The organism is Ruegeria sp. Ofav3-42, from assembly GCF_022347725.1.
GTDB lineage: Bacteria > Pseudomonadota > Alphaproteobacteria > Rhodobacterales > Rhodobacteraceae > Ruegeria.
This window is the reverse complement of the sequence record NZ_JAKRGB010000014.1, coordinates 103,094-118,955: the sequence shown is the minus strand read 5'-3', so window position 1 is coordinate 118,955 and position 15,862 is coordinate 103,094. Positions and strand designations below refer to the sequence as shown.

At 58.1% G+C, this 15,862-nt stretch carries 14 protein-coding genes and 1 pseudogene; 6 read left to right on the top strand and 9 right to left on the bottom strand.

Annotated features, from left to right (window positions below; all coding sequences use genetic code 11):
- Window positions 1-5 precede the first annotated feature (5 nt).
- The 5 genes from MHN28_RS18955 (at window position 6) to MHN28_RS18935 (ending at window position 4,685) form a co-directional block, all read left to right on the top strand.
- Window positions 6-569, top strand: a complete 564-nt coding sequence (locus MHN28_RS18955) for a helix-turn-helix domain-containing protein (protein WP_239344139.1) — start codon at window positions 6-8, stop codon at window positions 567-569.
- A gap of 110 nt (window positions 570-679) precedes the next feature.
- Window positions 680-1,864 carry a glycine C-acetyltransferase gene (locus MHN28_RS18950; protein WP_239344138.1) on the top strand — a complete coding sequence of 395 codons (1,185 nt, stop codon included), beginning with the start codon at window positions 680-682 and terminating at the stop codon, window positions 1,862-1,864.
- 14 nt (window positions 1,865-1,878) lie between these two features.
- Window positions 1,879-2,907 (top strand): L-threonine 3-dehydrogenase, encoded by a 1,029-nt coding sequence (gene tdh / locus MHN28_RS18945; protein WP_239344157.1) that lies wholly within the window; start codon window positions 1,879-1,881, stop codon window positions 2,905-2,907.
- Window positions 2,908-2,969: 62 nt separating this feature from the next.
- Window positions 2,970-3,854 carry a tryptophan 2,3-dioxygenase gene (locus tag MHN28_RS18940; RefSeq protein ID WP_239344137.1) on the top strand — a complete coding sequence of 295 codons (885 nt, stop codon included), beginning with the start codon at window positions 2,970-2,972 and terminating at the stop codon, window positions 3,852-3,854.
- A 3-nt stretch (window positions 3,855-3,857) separates the two neighbouring features.
- Complete coding sequence (locus MHN28_RS18935) at window positions 3,858-4,685, top strand: alpha/beta hydrolase (RefSeq protein ID WP_239344136.1); 828 nt, start codon at window positions 3,858-3,860, stop codon at window positions 4,683-4,685.
- A gap of 344 nt (window positions 4,686-5,029) precedes the next feature.
- Here MHN28_RS18935 and MHN28_RS18930 read toward each other — a convergent pair.
- A pseudogene (locus tag MHN28_RS18930) lies at window positions 5,030-6,089 on the bottom strand (IS110 family transposase).
- Window positions 6,090-6,236: 147 nt separating this feature from the next.
- On the opposite strand from MHN28_RS18930, the gene MHN28_RS18925 reads away from it, so the two are divergent.
- The gene (locus MHN28_RS18925) at window positions 6,237-7,121 is read left to right on the top strand and encodes an ankyrin repeat domain-containing protein (protein WP_239344135.1); all 885 of its coding nucleotides are present in this window, start codon (window positions 6,237-6,239) and stop codon (window positions 7,119-7,121) included.
- Between the two features lie 232 nt (window positions 7,122-7,353).
- Here the strand turns inward: MHN28_RS18925 and infB are convergent, their stop codons facing one another.
- The 8 genes from infB to pip all read right to left on the bottom strand — a co-directional run bounded on the left by infB (window position 7,354) and on the right by pip (window position 15,843).
- On the bottom strand, window positions 7,354-9,828 hold the full coding sequence (gene infB / locus MHN28_RS18920) for a translation initiation factor IF-2 (protein ID WP_239344134.1): 2,475 nt from the start codon (window positions 9,826-9,828) through the stop codon (window positions 7,354-7,356).
- 8 nt (window positions 9,829-9,836) lie between these two features.
- Complete coding sequence (locus MHN28_RS18915) at window positions 9,837-10,460, bottom strand: RNA-binding protein (RefSeq protein ID WP_239344133.1); 624 nt, start codon at window positions 10,458-10,460, stop codon at window positions 9,837-9,839.
- Between the two features lie 22 nt (window positions 10,461-10,482).
- Window positions 10,483-12,102 (bottom strand): transcription termination factor NusA, encoded by a 1,620-nt coding sequence (nusA, locus tag MHN28_RS18910; protein WP_239344132.1) that lies wholly within the window; start codon window positions 12,100-12,102, stop codon window positions 10,483-10,485.
- Complete coding sequence (rimP, locus tag MHN28_RS18905; protein ID WP_171125954.1) at window positions 12,102-12,692, bottom strand: ribosome maturation factor RimP; 591 nt, start codon at window positions 12,690-12,692, stop codon at window positions 12,102-12,104. The genes nusA and rimP overlap by 1 nt, the downstream gene beginning before the upstream one ends.
- A 164-nt stretch (window positions 12,693-12,856) precedes the next feature.
- Window positions 12,857-13,027: a hypothetical protein gene (locus tag MHN28_RS18900; protein ID WP_239344131.1), complete on the bottom strand. Its 171-nt coding sequence runs from the start codon at window positions 13,025-13,027 to the stop codon at window positions 12,857-12,859.
- A 9-nt stretch (window positions 13,028-13,036) separates the two neighbouring features.
- Window positions 13,037-13,954 carry a hypothetical protein gene (locus tag MHN28_RS18895; RefSeq protein ID WP_239344130.1) on the bottom strand — a complete coding sequence of 306 codons (918 nt, stop codon included), beginning with the start codon at window positions 13,952-13,954 and terminating at the stop codon, window positions 13,037-13,039.
- 93 nt (window positions 13,955-14,047) lie between these two features.
- Window positions 14,048-14,869, bottom strand: a complete 822-nt coding sequence (locus MHN28_RS18890) for an ABC transporter substrate-binding protein (RefSeq protein ID WP_239344129.1) — start codon at window positions 14,867-14,869, stop codon at window positions 14,048-14,050.
- Window positions 14,866-15,843, bottom strand: coding sequence for a prolyl aminopeptidase (gene pip / locus MHN28_RS18885; protein WP_239344128.1), 978 nt, complete (start codon window positions 15,841-15,843; stop codon window positions 14,866-14,868). The genes MHN28_RS18890 and pip overlap by 4 nt, the downstream gene beginning before the upstream one ends.
- Window positions 15,844-15,862 lie beyond the last annotated feature (19 nt).

Below are 15,862 nucleotides of genomic sequence, written 5' to 3'. Positions count from 1 at the left end.
CCGTCATGACGGAAAATCCAGACGATATCCTGACCCGCCTGCCCGCTCGCCTGAAAGAGGCACGTCGGGCCAAGGGCCTGTCGCTTGAAGCCGTGGCAAATCTCAGCGGTGTGTCCCGATCCATGGTCAGCCAAATCGAACGAGGCGAAAGCAGCCCGACGATTTCGACCCTGTGGAACCTGACCCGTGCCTTGCAGGTGGATTTCGCAGGCCTGCTGGAAGAAGCGAACAGCGCGGACCAGATCGAAGTCCTCAGGAAATCCGAAGTGCCCAGCATCGACAACATGGGCCAGAACTGCCGGATTCGCATTCTGTCACCACCCGAAGAGGCGGGGGGTCACGAAGTCTACGACATCGAGTTTGACAACGATGGTGCCCTGAACAGCCAGCCCCATGCGCGTGGAGCAAGGGAGCAACTGACTGTGCTGGAAGGCGCTGTTCGCGTGACCTCGGGCTCGGCCAGCAGTGATCTGCAGAAGGGTGACACCGCACGCTATGCGGCGGATGTCGCGCATTCGATCGTCGCCAATGGACCTGCGCGGGTCTTCCTGATCGTCAAAAACGCCTGATCCCGGCAAGAATCCGCCTTCACGGATTTTTTTCTCGTATATTGTAATTCCCCCATTTGGGAATTATGTCCGTTATGTTAGATATGCGACTCAGACAAACGGAGACCGCCATGGCTGATGCATTCCTGTCCCACATCACGGACACCCTCGCGCAGATCGAATCCGAGGGTCTGTATAAACGCGAACGAATGATCACCTCGCCTCAGGGCGGTGAGATTACGGTGGGCGACAAACAGGTGATCAACCTGTGCGCCAACAACTATCTGGGTCTTGCTGATCACCCTGCGCTGATCGACGCCGCCAAAGGCGCGATGGATCCCAAGGGGTTCGGTATGGCCTCGGTCCGGTTCATCTGCGGCACGCAGGACATTCACCGTGAGCTTGAGCAGAAGCTGGCAAAGTTCCTGAACAAGGACGACTCGATCCTGTTTGCAGCGTGCTTTGATGCCAATGGAGGGCTGTTTGAGCCTTTATTAGGGCCTGAAGACGCCATCATCTCGGACAGCCTGAACCACGCCTCGATCATCGACGGCGTGCGATTGTGCAAGGCCAAGCGCTATCGCTATCTGAATAATGACATGAGTGACCTCGAAGCCTGGCTGAAGCAGGCGCGCGAGGATGGCGCGCGGCACATCATGATCGCCACAGACGGAGTTTTCTCGATGGATGGCTACCTGGCGAACTTGCCGAAAATCCGCGAGCTGGCCGACAAGTACGATGCCATCGTCATGGTCGATGACTGCCACGCCACTGGCTTTATGGGGCCTAAGGGTGCGGGCACGCCGGATCATTTCGGCGTCGACGTGGACATTCTGACAGGAACCTTGGGCAAAGCACTTGGCGGGGCAATCGGCGGTTACATCGCTGGGCCGCAGCCAGTGATTGATCTGCTACGGCAGCGGGCGCGGCCCTATCTGTTCTCAAATTCGCTGCCACCGTCCATCGTCGCAGCCGGTTTGGAGGCGATCCGCCTAGTCGAAGAGGGCGACATGCTGCGCGCCCAACTGTTCGGCAACGCCAAATACTGGCGCGCGGGGCTTGAGAAGCTGGGCTTCGATCTGCTGCCCGGCGAGCATCCGATCATCCCGGTCATGCTGGGAGAAGCAACGCTGGCCCAAGAGATGGCATCGCGGTTGTTTGACGACGGCGTCTATGTGTCTGGCTTCTTTTTCCCGGTCGTCCCGCGCGGGCAAGCACGGATCAGAACGCAGATGAATGCGGCTCTAACAAAGGATGAATTGGACCGTGCACTGGCGGCCTTTGGTAAGGTCGGCAAGGAATTGGGAGTAATCTGATGCGACCCAACACAATGAAAGCCCTGGAAAAGTCCAAGCCCGAGGAAGGTCTGTGGATGGTTCAGGCCCCAGTGCCTGAAATCAACGCGGACGAGGTTCTGATCCGCGTCAACAAAACCGGCATCTGCGGGACGGATATTCATATCTGGAACTGGGATGACTGGGCCGCAGCCACGGTGCCGATCCCAATGATCACCGGCCACGAGTTCGCGGGTGAGATTGTAGAGATCGGCCGCAACGTGAGCGGTCTTGAGATCGGCCAGCGCTGTTCTGGCGAAGGGCACCTGATCACAACCGATAGCCGCCAGAGCCGGGCCGGGAAGTTCCACCTCGATCCGGGCACCCGCGGGATTGGCGTGAATGAACAGGGGGCCTTTGCCCAATATCTGAAGCTGCCCGCCTTCAACGTGGTACCCCTGCCGGAGGATGTACCTGATGAGATCGGCGCGATCCTCGACCCGTTGGGCAACGCCGTTCACACCGCGCTCAGCTTTGATCTGCTGGGCGAAGACGTTCTGATCACCGGCGCAGGCCCTATCGGGATCATGGCCGCCGCAGTTGCGCGCCATGCAGGGGCGCGGCACGTGGTGATCACGGATATCAATCCCGACCGCCTGACACTGGCCGAACATGTGGTGCCAACGGTACGAACGGTCGATGTCAGCAAAGAAGATCTGCAGGACGTGATCGCGGAACTGGGCATGAAAGAAGGCTTTGACGTTGGCCTTGAGATGTCCGGCTCGCAAATCGCGCTGGACCAGATGGTCGAGGCCCTGGTGATGGGTGGAAAGATAGCCCTGTTGGGCATCCCACCGGGAAAATCTCCGGTCGATTGGTCCCGCATCGTGTTCAAGGCCATCACCATCAAGGGCGTTTACGGGCGTGAGATGTTTGAGACCTGGTACAAGATGATCGCCATGCTGCAGAACGGTCTGGATGTCAGTCGCGTGATCACGCACCGGTTTGGTGTCGATGATTTCGCCGACGGGTTTTCTGCGATGAAATCGGGCCAATCCGGCAAGGTCGTCCTGGACTGGACCTGACGCTCTGGAACTACGCGAGTTCAGCCCCTAAACAGGGGTGAACTCAGGCGTTGGAGGAGCACATGGGTGACAAAAAAGAAGACCGGTTTCTGAAGCGCGGGATCGAGGACTCGCTGGTTACCGATTTCGCAGAAGCCCATCGCAACAGCTATGGCGATTTCCTTCAGCTCAAGACCCTGCTGAACCTGCAAAAGACCTTTCAGGACCCGGCTCAACCGGATGAGATGCTGTTCATCATCATCCATCAGGTCAGCGAGCTGTGGTTGAAACTGATGCACCACCAACTGGTCGAAGTGCGCCGTTTCCTGCAACAGGATGAGTTTGGCCCGGCGATGAAAAACCTCGACCGGATCAAGGCAATTCAGCGACAGTTGATCACGGCGTGGGAGACTTTGCTGACCATGACCCCTGCCGATTACATGACCTTCCGGCAGGCCTTGGGCAGTTCCTCTGGCTTTCAAAGCTATGGTTACCGGCAGATCGAGTTCATTCTGGGCAACAAGGACGCCTCGACCCTGAAAGTGCACGAACATGACCCAGAGGTCATGGAGATGCTGAACGCCGCACTGACCAAGCCCTCGTTGTATGACGAGGTTCTCCACATGCTGGCGCGGCAGGGGTTTGACGTACCGCAGGATCTTTTGGACCGGGATTATGCGCAGCCCTATTCAGGCGACCCGCGTGTCGTGAGAATCTGGGTTCAGGTATTTTGCAACACTGAAAAATACTGGGATCTATACGCATTGGCCGAAAAATTGATGGATGTGGAATCACTGTTCCAGCGGTGGCGTTTCGACCACGTCACGGCGGTGGAACGGGTGATCGGGAATCAACCCGGTACGGGCGGCTCCAGCGGCGTGTCCTTTCTGCGCAAAGCCCTGGATCTGCGGTTCTTCCATGATCTTTACGATGTACGTACCGAATTGATGTATTCCGGGCAGGAGTAGATGATGTTGTATCGTGGATTTTCTCAGGACGAGCTGGAACAGGAATACGCGCCCAGTTCTATGATCGGCGGCGACCTGACGCCCTATCTTGACAGCTACGCTGCGCTCAGCGCGCAACATCGGGCGCAGATGGAGGTGATCGGGAACGTCTCCTACGGTGACGGTACGGCTCAGGTGCTGGATTTCTTTCCCGCAAAAGGTACAGGCGCGCCGCTGCATGTTTTTATTCACGGCGGCTATTGGCAGGCTCTAAGTCAGCGTGAATCGGCGATGATGGCCCCGGCACTGATTGAGGCCGAACAGTCCTTTGCGACCCTCAATTACACGCTGGCGCCGGAGGCGCGGATTAGTGACATGATCGAGGAATGTCGCGACGCCTTGCTGTGGTTGGCGGCGCACGCGCCGGATCTGGGCTTCGACCCGTCCCGCGTCACACTGTCAGGACACAGCGCCGGGGCCCATTTGGCGGCGATGGTCATGGCGACCTCGGCCGACGCTCTGGCCCGCGCAGGTTTACGCGTGCGCGATGTGATCCTGATAAGCGGTATTTACGATCTGGAACCGATCAGCCTGACCTCGGTAAACGACCCGCTCCAACTGACCCCGGTCGAAGTGCACGATCTGTCCCCGATCCTGCACCTGCCCGCCCCTGGCCCACGCTATCACGTGACAGTGGCCAAGCGGGACACGCCAGAATTCGTTCGTCAAAGCCGGGATTATGCCGAGTTGCTGCGCAAGGGTGGTCATTCGGTCAGTTTCGATCTGAAACGGGGTATGCATCATTTCGATATCATCATGCATTCCGGAACGTTTCTGCCCGTATCTCGGTAGTCAGAGGTATTGGGCGTTAGGCAGGTTTGGCCTTTACTTCGCAAACCAAAACAACAATTTCAGACAGCACTTTTAAGGCCGAACCTCGAATGACCGGTTCGAGCCCAGATGTATGAACCGGCTGCTGTTCGCAAGTGAGGTTTTGCGCGTTCTCGGAAGTCGCTGGTATGTATTCGGCCTTTGGGTCGGCGCGATGGCCGTGGCCATTTTGGGGTTACGCGCGCACCTTGGTCTCATTAGCGGACAGGCCGTGATGGCCATCAGGGCTCTCAGACTCTGGGGGCGTGTGGTTTCCGTTCCATGCTGTTTCTCGTTCGCAAACTCCTTCGGGTCATAAGCGGTGTCTAAATGCCGGCCATGACCTCATCTCTTGATACATCGAATAGCCTCCCGTGCCTCAGCACGCTCCAAGCGATGCGTGCAAGTTTAATGGCCAGAGCGATAGCCAGCTTGCTTCGATGCATCCGTGTCGCAGCCTGCGCCAGCCAGTCGCCGAAACTGAAGCTAGGCCAGTGATGGGGGCGCATCAGAACCACGTTGGCGGCCTGAACAAACAACATGCGCAAGTATCGGCTGCCCCGCTTTGAGATGCGTCCAAGCACCGTTCGCCCGCCGGTGCAATATTGCCGGGGGATAAGGCCGATCCAGGTGGTGAAATCGCGTCCTCTGTCGAACGCCTCGCCCTGACCGATTGCTGCAACCATGGCTGTCGAGATCAGCAGGCCAATACCGGGAATGGTCATGGCGTTGGCGCAGTTCTCTTCTGTTCGGCTGATTTCTTCGATCTCCCTTGAGATGGTGTCGATCCGTTCGTCCAGCCACAGCCAGTCGCCGTACAGACCGTTCAACAAGACACGCATGCGAGACGACATCTCATCCTGACGCTCTTCAAGGTTCGTCGGAAACGAGCTCTTCAAAGCGTTCAGCCCATTGCGCACCGTAATGCCCTGTTCGATCAGAAAGGCCCGGATCTGATTGATCGTTGCCGTGCGACGGGACATCAGGCGCGACCGCACCCGGTGTAGCGCCTGCCGGTCCAATTGATCCTGGCTCTTCTCCGCAACGGTCTTCAGGTTCGGGCGAAGCGCCGCCTCAGCAATCGCTTCTGCATCATTAAAGTCGTTCTTCTGACCTTTGATGAAGAGCCTCACGTAAATCGCCGGGAAGATCCATGGCTCAAACCCCAAGCTGCGTAGTGTTCGGCTCACAAAGTGCGCGCTGAGGCAGGCTTCCATCCCGACCGCACAGCGCGTCATAGATCTCCACCAACGCAAATCGCTTGATCTTCTGGCGCAGCACCAAATGGCCGTCATCATCGAAACCCAACAAATGAAAGACATCCTTGCCGATGTCGACGCCGATAACTACCAGTCTGGGCAGGTCTTCTACCTTTTTCACACTCATCGCCATTTCTCCTTCTGCTACGGGTAAATCATTTCAGATTAACCCAACCGAGGGAGCAGCCGGTTCATCCCATTAGCGGACACCTAAAAAGGTTACGCCTGTGATATAGTAGATCCGGCAAGACCCGACACAAGGAGGGAAAGTTTGATGAAACCTCTTGTTTGTTCTCTGGCGCTTTTGGCTTTTCTTATCTTTCCGAGTAGTCAGGTGTCCGCAGACGAAGTAGCTGATGCGGCCCGATCCGGTGACATTGACCGGCTTATTTCGCTTTTAGAGGATGGAGCACCCGTGAGCGGAGACGGGGCTATACAGCCAATTCATTTTGCCTGCATGGCTGGCCAAATTGACGCGGTGCGTGTTTTGCTGGAACGCGGTGCTGATCCGAATGCTTCCTCTCTTCTTGGCACCCCACTGATAATTGCTGCAGGTAGAAAACACGCGGAAATAGTCGAATTATTGCTGAACAACGGCGCCGACTTAGAGCTCGCCGGTGGAAAAGAGAAACACGCTCCAATGCACGCGGCGGCCCATGCTGGCGCTACGGATATCGTGCTTATCCTGATTGACCACGGCGCGGATCCGGATGTTCGTACGAAATACGGTGAACCCGCATTACATCTGGCGGTCAAGCGTGAGCACATCGAAACTGCAAACGTGCTTCGGGACGCATCGAATTGGACACCGCCCTACCCCCCGACCGAAACAGATCTTGCAGTCATAGGCGATGACGTTGCCCGTGAAGCTGTCGAACAGTGTACGCTTTGCCATTCCCTGAAGCAGGGTGAAGTGCACCATGGTCCGCCGCTATGGGGTGTGCTGGGCGGCCCAGTCGCGAGAATCGAAGGGTTCACCTATTCAAAGGCAATGAAATCGGTTGATGGTGATTGGGACATCGCGAGGCTGGATGCTTTCATTGCCGATCCCAGAATGGCAATACCTGGAAATACCATGGCAAAGAGTGGGGATGACATAAGGGTAGAAGACCGCGATACTCGGTGGGCTATCGTCGCGTTCCTTTCGAGACTACAGTAATTACCCTTCCAATCTCCAAATTGAGCTTCCATTGGATAGCCAAAGCGTTGGCTGCTTTGTCCGTATAGCCGACATCAAGCCAGACTCATCTCGTTTTTGGGACAGGATTGTAAGTCGCGCGGTTCTGACTGGAGACAAAAAATCTCACACATACGATCAAAGCCTTGCGACCTTCCCAAAAAAAACAGCGGCCAAAGTGAGCCGCTGTTTTCTATTTCTGTGCAGAACCAGATCAGTCCAGCGTGCGGGTGACTTCTTCGCGCTCGAAGATTTCGATCACGTCGCCTGCGCGGATATCGTCGTAGTTCTCGAACGCCATACCGCATTCCTGACCCGACTGAACCTCGGACACTTCGTCCTTGAAGCGTTTCAGCGTTTTCAGCGTGCCTTCGTGGATCACCACGTTGTCGCGCAGCAGGCGGACGCCTGCGGAGCGGCGGGCAACACCTTCGGTGACCAGACAGCCGGCAACCTTGCCAACACCGGTGACCTTGAAGACTTCGCGGATCTCGGCGTAACCGATGAACTTCTCGCGGATCTCGGCGCTCAGCAGGCCGGAAGCAGCCGCTTTCACGTCGTCCACGAGGTCATAGATCACCGAGTAATAGCGGATCTCAACACCCTTCTGGTTCGCCGTATTCCGCGCCGAGGCATTGGCACGAACGTTAAAGCCAAAGATCGGTGCGCCCGAGGCTTCGGCCAGGCCGACATCCGTCTCGGTAATCGCGCCAACGCCCGAGTGCAGAACGCGTACGCGCACTTCGTCGTTGCCGATCTTTTCCATCGCCTGAACGATGGCTTCGGCCGAACCCTGTACGTCCGCTTTCATCAGAATCGGCAACTCGGTGACGTTTTCGTCTTCCTTGGCCTTCTGCATCAGCTGCTCAAGGGTGGTAGCGGCGCCAGCGGCGGCGCGTTTGTCCTTGGCGGCCTGCTCGCGGTATTCCGCGATCTCGCGGGCCTGCGCTTCGGTCTCGGTCACGTTCAGAACATCGCCCGCTTCGGGCGTGCCGTTCAGACCCAGAACCTCGACAGGAACCGAGGGGCCAGCTTCCTTGACGCGTTCACCCTTGTCGTTGATCAGCGCACGAACCTTACCGTACTGCTCACCCACAACGAAGATGTCGCCCTGATGCAGCGTGCCGTTCTGAACCAGAACGGTAGCCACAGGACCACGGCCCACGTCCAACTGCGCTTCGATCACGGCACCTTGCGCCGCACGGTTCGGGTTTGCCTTCAGTTCCAGAATCTCGGCCTGCAGCGCAATGGCTTCCAGCAACTCGTCCAAACCCTGACCGGTGATGGCAGACACTTCGACGTCCTGAACCTCACCCGACATTTTCTCGACAATCACTTCGTGCTGCAGCAGATCGGTGCGCACCTTGTCCGGGTTCGCATCAGGCTTGTCGACCTTGTTGATCGCCACAATCATCGGCACTTCGGCCGCTTTCGCGTGGTTGATCGCCTCGATCGTCTGCGGCATCACAGCGTCATCCGCTGCAACAACCAGAACCACGATATCCGTGACCTGAGCACCGCGCGAACGCATAGACGTAAAGGCCGCGTGGCCCGGCGTGTCCAGGAAGGTCAGCGTGGTACCGCCATCGGTTTTCACCTGATAGGCGCCGATATGCTGGGTGATGCCCCCAGCCTCACCTGCCACAACACGCGCATCGCGGATCGCATCCAGCAGCGAGGTCTTACCGTGGTCAACGTGACCCATGATGGTGATGACCGGCGGGCGCGGTTTCAGGTCTTCTTCTTTGTCTTCGGCTTCATTGATGACATCTTCGACGTCCGAATCAGAGACGCGTGTCACCTTGTGGCCAAATTCTTCGATGATCAGCTCGGCGGTGTCTGCGTCAATGGTCTGGTTTTGCGTAACCATCATGCCCATCTGCATCAGCGATTTCACAACGTCAGCAACACGCTCGGCCATACGGTTGGCCAGTTCCGAAACCATGATAGCTTCGGGCAACTGAACGTCGCGGATCACCTTTTCCCGCTCGACCGGGCCGCCCATGGCTTTTTGACGCGCGCGTTCCTGCTTGCGCTTCATCGACGCCATCGAGCGCTGACGGTTGCCTTCGCCACCGGTGGCCTGACCCAGTGTCAGCTTGCCCGAACGACGGTTGTCGTCACGACCTTTGCCACGACCACGCTGTTCGCGTTCACGATCCTGCTTGCGCGGGGCCGCAGCAGGTGCAGGTTTGCTCGCCGGGGTGCGGGCCGCTTTGGGCTCTTCCGGTGCAGGCGCTGCAGCAGCGCGTTTGGCGGCTTCTTCCGCCTCTTTGCGCTTGCGCTCTTCCTCTTCGGCCTTGGCACGCGCACGTTCTTCGGCCTCACGCTGTTCGCGCTCCTTGGCCTCTTGCTCTGCACGGCGGCGGGCGCGTTCTTCTTCACGCGCCTTTTCCGCAGCTTCGCGTGCGGCAGCCTCTTCGGCCTCGCGGGCCTTGGCGGCCTGCAACGCTTTCATCCGGCGCGCCATTTCGGCGTCAGAGATACCCGCAGGGCGACGCGACGGATCACCCGAGGGCGTAGCACCGCCACCCGGTTTGCCGGCGCCCGGCTTGGGAACCACCACGCGTTTGCGTTTGGTTTCCACCACGACATTCTTGGTGCGTCCGTGGCTGAAACTCTGTTTCACATTTCCGGGGCGTGCCCCGCCACGAAGACCCAATGTCTTTTTGCCGTCATTATCGCTCATAAAGCTTTTTACCCTTCCGTGCGGCCCCTGCCGCCGTCATCCGTTTCGCGCAAGCCACGCAGGCGCTGCGCTTCCTCTACAACACGTTTGGCGAGTCCGCCAGAGGCCAGCGCCGCATGAATCACGGTTTGGCGCCCAAATGCCTGTCCTAACTCGTCCGCAGTCAGCCAACCGATGTATTTTCCGAAGTGCGGCGTGCTGAGTTTCGACTTGCCGCGCCCCGATCCATCGATGGCCTGAATCAGCACCTGGGCCTCTTCCCGGTCCAGCCACGTCTTGACCTTTTCATATCCTGCGACCGCGTCACCGGACTTGCGCGCAAGGCTCAGCAACTCGATCACACGGCGCGCAACCTGACGTTCCACTTCATCCGCCAGATCCTTTGGCACGCTCACTTGCGCCTTAAAACCACGCGCAAACAGCTTCTTACCAACGGCCTTGTCCAAGGCGCTGCGATCCGCAGCAACATAGACACCACGTCCCGGCAGTTTCGCCGCGACATCCGGAAAGACCTGACCGTCCGGTCCCGTCACAAAGCGGATCAACCCAAATTTAGGTTGAACCTCGCCCGTGGCGATGCACTTGCGTTCAGGTCCTTCGGACCGATCCTTATGGACGCCACCGCGACCCATTCGCGACACCCGAGGCCTGAGTTCAGGCCTCGGCCTCCTCTTCAGTTACTTCGCCGTCAACGTCTTCTTCGGCCTGTTCCAGCTCAGCCGGATCGACCCAGCCCAGCATGACACGGGCGGTCATGACAAGATCCTGCGCTTCTTCCAGCGAAACGCCGAATGGTTCGAGTACACCGTCATCCTTGATTCGCTGGCCGTCGACCGTGGTCCAACCACCGGCCAGTTCCCAGTCGGCGCAGGTGGCGAAGTCTTCCAGAGTCTTCACATCATCCTTGGCCAGTGCCTCAACCATCTGGGGTGTCAGACCTTCAAATTCAATAAGGCTGTCCTCGGCACCCAGCGCGCGGGCGCTTTCCAGCGCAGCCTTGGCTTGCGCTTCCAGGAACTCGCGCGCACGAGTTTGCAGTTCTTGCGCGGTGCCTTCGTCTACACCGTCGATGACCAGAAGTTCGTCGATCTCGACATAGGCAACCTCTTCGAGGTTAGTGAACCCTTCCGCGACCAGCAACTGCGCGAAGAATTCGTCCAGATCCAGGCTGTCCATGAACAGTTTGGTGCGAGCTTCGAATTCCTTCTGACGACGCGCCGATTCTTCGGCTTCGGTCATGATGTCGATGTCCAGACCGGTCAGCTGGCTGGCCAGACGCACGTTCTGACCGCGGCGGCCGATGGCCAGTGAAAGTTGCTCTTCCGGAACCACAACTTCGATCTTGCCGGCTTCTTCGTCCAGAACCACCTTGGAAACCTCGGCGGGCTGCAGCGCGTTCACCAGGAAGGTCGGCTGATCTTCGTTCCACGGGATGATATCGATCTTTTCGCCCTGCAGTTCGTTCACAACGGCCTGTACGCGGCTGCCGCGCATACCAACGCAGGCACCCACGGGGTCGATCGAACCATCATACGAGATCACGGCAATTTTGGCGCGCGAACCGGGGTCACGGGCGACGGCTTTGACTTCGATGATGCCATCATAAATTTCCGGCACTTCCATCTTGAACAGCTCAGCCATGAATTCCGGTGCGGTGCGCGACAGGAATATCTGGTGGCCACGTACTTCGCGGCGGACTTCCTTGATGTAAGCACGCACGCGGTCATTCGGGCGATAGCTTTCGCGGCCGATCTTGTCATTGCGGCGCAGAACGGCCTCAGCCCCACCCAGATCGATGATGACGTTGCCGAATTCCTCGCGCTTAACAGCACCATTGATGATAGTGCCTGCGCGATCCTTGAATTCCTCGTACTGACGATCACGCTCTGCCTCACGGACCTTCTGCAGAATCACCTGTTTGGCCGACTGTGCCGCGATACGGCCCATTTCAACCGGCGGAACTTCTTCCACGAAGACATCACCAACTTCGGGCGATTCCATGTATTGCTTCGCCTGCTCGACGGTCATCTCAGCCTGGTAGTTTTCCAGCTCTTCATCCTCGACCACGGTGCGGACGCGGGTAAAGGTCGCCTTGCCGGTCTTGCGGTCGATCGAAACACGGATGTCCATCTCGGCGCCATAGCGGCTCTTGGCAGCACGGGCGAGCGATTCCTCCATCGCTTCGACGACCAGACCGGGGTCGATCATCTTTTCGCGGGCCACGGCCTCGGCGGTTTGCAAAAGCTCCAGCTGGTTGGCTGAGGTAATTGCCATCAGTTCGTCTCCTCTTCGGACCCTTCGGTCTCAATCTCGTCGAAGGCGTTTTCGTTCAGAGCACCCGCATCTTTGCGTTGGCGCAGCATTTCCTTGATCAGGTCGTCGGTCAGAACCAGCTTGGCGTCACTCAGCCAGTCGAATTGCAGGCCAATGGTAATTGTCTCATCCCCTTCAGGGATGTTGATCAAAACCTCATCACCCTCGATCCCGGCCAGTTCGCCTTTGAATCGGCGGCGGCCATCGATCAGTTCAGCGGTCTCGATCTTGGCCTCATACCCCTCGAAGGTCTCGAAGTCCTTGAGGCGGGTCAGGGGGCGGTCGATACCGGGGCTCGATACCTCAAGCGTATAGGCATCAAGGATCGGGTCCTCGACGTCCAGCGTGGCGCTGACCGCGTTCGAGATTTCGGCACAATCATCCACTTCGATGCCGCCATCGGGCTTGTCAGCCATGATTTGCAGCGTGGTCAGTTTGCCGCTCATCAGGCGGATGCGGACGAGTTCGTACCCCAGATCCTCGATCACGGGGGTGATGATCTCGGCCAGTCGCCGATCAATGGCTGCTTTGGCTATCAGGTCGTTTGTCATCTGGTTCTCTACCCTTCAACCGGGCACAAAAAAACGGGCGCGCGGCCCGTCGATCTTTTCCGGTGGTGCCCCGGACCGTAGCCCGACACGCCGCTGTTAACGGCCATATAGCCGTGCCAATACGAGATTGCAAGCCCACAGCGCCCGCATTGGCAATCACAATATCATTCCGAGATTATCCACTCGCCATCGTCACAGACATACGGACCAACACGAGCCCCGTCTTCGTAAACTTCGCCATCAAAAATGCATTGCCTGTTCTGGGCCGTTGCGGCACCGGTCAGGGCGACAGTTAACACTGAGATGGCGGCGGCCAGAACAACGAATCCTTTCATTCCAAGCTCCTATTCCGCCGATGACGCAAAAAGCGCCGGTTGCGTGTTACGCGGGTAGATGATCACGGACAATGTTCCCCGACCCAACAATTGCTCGGACCGCGCCAACCTGGGAGGAAACAGCTGATCGAAGGCGGCGCGGTTCAACCCCAGCTTCATTTCCGACCCCGAAAGAAACTCAAACGGAGTCCGGGCGGCGCAGGAGTGGAAGACCGCGTTTTGGTTCAACCGGAACTGGCGCATGATGTTGGATGAACCACCTGCCGATTTGACCAGAACAGTGATCCCCTGTTTCAAAAAACTGTCCGGACAGGTGAAAACCATCGGTTTGCCGTTCCCATCCGTCTGAGGCAGCAATACGCCTTCGGCCTTCACTTCGTGCTTGAACGGGCTGAATACCGTCTCTTGCTCGATGAAGTTGGTGTAGAGCGTCGCAAACAGCTGACTGTCATCATGAGGTTCGGCCTTTAGCCCGTCATACAGATCGGCAATGGCTTGCCACATCCGGGAATCGGCCCCGCGCAAAGTTCCGGGCAGAGAGAACGGACCTTCCAGATCATAAAGCACGTCGCGAAGCCGGACCGACAAAGGGTGATCTTTGTCGAGAACGCGAATCTGGTCTGCCAATGCCGTATCGTCCAACGCATAGTAGCCGTGCGACCGCAAAGTTCGCGTCAGAGCCCGCATATCCGAGGTCTTTTGAGCGATACTGTCGGCATCGTCATCCGGGGTCGGTTCGACGGCTTCAAACCCGATGTCCAGTAGTTGGGTCAGCGACTGCCCATCGCGGGCGTCGAAGACGATTGTGCCGTCTTTGCTGACTTTTACCGTCACGTCTTTGCCCGTTTCCAAGGCAAACAGAGCGACATAGGCAAGAACGCCCGATAAAACGATAATTGTTATGTTCTTTAAGACTTCGACTTTCATGGGACTTCTCCCATTCGCGAAACAATTAAGCCAATGATGCATAGACAATAGCAAATATTTGCACAAAATAGAAGTCAGGCGAGTCGTCGGCAGTTAAATCAACCACCATCGTTCAGCGATTCGCCCATCGTCCAGGGGTCGATTCGTTCCGACCTGACGCGGCATGCCGACATGCCCGGCAACAGCCAGCGCCATGTCCGTTTCGCTTGGGAAAAAGCGCAATCCGCGTTGACTGCTCAGCTCCTGCCCCTGCGGCAGCGCCGCGATATCCACGTAACCTTCACGCAATGCTTCGGCGCGGACGCGCGCGTCGGGAATCACGATGATCTCCAACGTTTCAGCCCAGCCTGCTGAACCGTCCTTGTAGTGACCTGCGATCCGACGCCCAAGGAAGTGGCGATCGTCTTCCGCGCGCTCGACGCGATAGCATCCTGTACCATTAGCATGCTGCAACGGCGTCACTCCCTGCCCGTCGCGGGTAATGACAAATCGGCTGTCGGCCAGCAGGAACGGCAGACCCGGATTGGCTTCGACCAACTCCAGTCGCACACGGTTGTCAGCCAGTGCTTCGACCCGCCCGACATCACCCAGCACCGTCATTACATCCAGTACATCCAGAGGGGCACCGTCGTGGAACAGAGCGTTTTCGCGCAGATCAAAGGTCCAGACACGGGCCTTCGCATCAGTTTGCCAACCGGTTGCAAGCTCACCCCGAAGGGTTCCGTCGGGCGCAATTTCGGTGAGTGTATCGAACACGGCTCCGCGGGCGACCTGCTCTAGGCTGTCATCGCGTGGCACCGCCAGACGCAGGGATCCGCCGACCTTGGGCGTATCCGCCAACGAAGCGCCCGTTGCGGCCAGCAGGGCAGCGGCGGCACCAGATGCAAACAAAGCTCGGCGGTCGATCCGGGTCATGATGCGCCCTCTACCACACGGTCCATGATGCGGACAAGTTCAGCGCTGATTCCGGGTTCGGACAGGGCATGGCCAGCCTGACGGACCATCTTCAACTCGGCATTCGGCCAGCGCTCGGCCAGGCTCCATGCGGCCTGCGGCGGGCAGATCATGTCATATCGCCCCTGCACGATGTGGCCGGGAATATGCGCAATCCTGTCCATCTGATCCAGGATCTGGCCATCCCATTTCAGAAACGCCTTGTTGATGAAATAGTGATTCTCAAGTCGCGCAAAGGCGCGGGCATATTCACCCGGACTTTCACCGGTCGCGCCGTGCGAATGGATCGAGGCCAGCGCGTTCTCCCAGCTTGACCAGGCCCGCGCATACAGGATCTCCGTGGCGCGATCACCCGAGAACAGACGCTTATTGTAAGCGCTGATGGTATCACCCAGCTCATTTTCGGACAGCAGCGCGGTGAACTTGGCCCACTGTTCCGGCCAGAACTTGCCTGCGCCACCTCCGTAGAACCAGTCCAGCTCGGCCTGCGTCGCAAGAAACACGCCCCGCAGCACCAACCTGTTCACCCGGTCCGGGTGAGATTGAGCATAGACCAACGCCAGAGTCGCGCCCCAACTGCCGCCGAAAACGGTCCAGTCTTCGATATCCAGCAGGGTCCGCAGCCGTTCGATATCGGCCACCAGATGCCATGTGGTGTTGTCCGTGACCGAGGCATGCGGGCGCGATCGCCCACATCCGCGCTGATCAAACAGAATCACGCGATAGACGTTCGGATCGAAATAACGCCGCATAGCGGGGCTGCAGCCTCCGCCCGGCCCACCGTGCAGAATCACCACGGGAACACCGTTGGGATTGCCGCATTGCTCCATATAAATACGGTGTCCGTCGCCCACATCGACCATGCGCTGATCGAAAGGGTCGATCGGCGGGTACAGATATTGAACTGCGCGCTTTTGGTCCGGGTACTTGTCCATTATGGCCCTATATAGTCCT

Coding starts and splice junctions, on each gene's coding strand:
- MHN28_RS18955 (WP_239344139.1), top strand. CDS start 6: ATGACGGAAAATCCAGACGATATCCTGACCCGCCTGCCCGCTCGCCTG.
- tdh (WP_239344157.1), top strand. CDS start 1,879: ATGAAAGCCCTGGAAAAGTCCAAGCCCGAGGAAGGTCTGTGGATGGTT.
- MHN28_RS18950 (WP_239344138.1), top strand. CDS start 680: ATGGCTGATGCATTCCTGTCCCACATCACGGACACCCTCGCGCAGATC.
- rimP (WP_171125954.1), bottom strand. CDS start 12,692: ATGACAAACGACCTGATAGCCAAAGCAGCCATTGATCGGCGACTGGCC.
- infB (WP_239344134.1), bottom strand. CDS start 9,828: ATGAGCGATAATGACGGCAAAAAGACATTGGGTCTTCGTGGCGGGGCA.
- MHN28_RS18915 (WP_239344133.1), bottom strand. CDS start 10,460: ATGGGTCGCGGTGGCGTCCATAAGGATCGGTCCGAAGGACCTGAACGC.
- MHN28_RS18935 (WP_239344136.1), top strand. CDS start 3,858: ATGTTGTATCGTGGATTTTCTCAGGACGAGCTGGAACAGGAATACGCG.
- MHN28_RS18900 (WP_239344131.1), bottom strand. CDS start 13,027: ATGAAAGGATTCGTTGTTCTGGCCGCCGCCATCTCAGTGTTAACTGTC.
- pip (WP_239344128.1), bottom strand. CDS start 15,843: ATGGACAAGTACCCGGACCAAAAGCGCGCAGTTCAATATCTGTACCCG.
- MHN28_RS18925 (WP_239344135.1), top strand. CDS start 6,237: ATGAAACCTCTTGTTTGTTCTCTGGCGCTTTTGGCTTTTCTTATCTTT.
- nusA (WP_239344132.1), bottom strand. CDS start 12,102: ATGGCAATTACCTCAGCCAACCAGCTGGAGCTTTTGCAAACCGCCGAG.
- MHN28_RS18890 (WP_239344129.1), bottom strand. CDS start 14,869: ATGACCCGGATCGACCGCCGAGCTTTGTTTGCATCTGGTGCCGCCGCT.
- MHN28_RS18940 (WP_239344137.1), top strand. CDS start 2,970: ATGGGTGACAAAAAAGAAGACCGGTTTCTGAAGCGCGGGATCGAGGAC.
- MHN28_RS18895 (WP_239344130.1), bottom strand. CDS start 13,954: ATGAAAGTCGAAGTCTTAAAGAACATAACAATTATCGTTTTATCGGGC.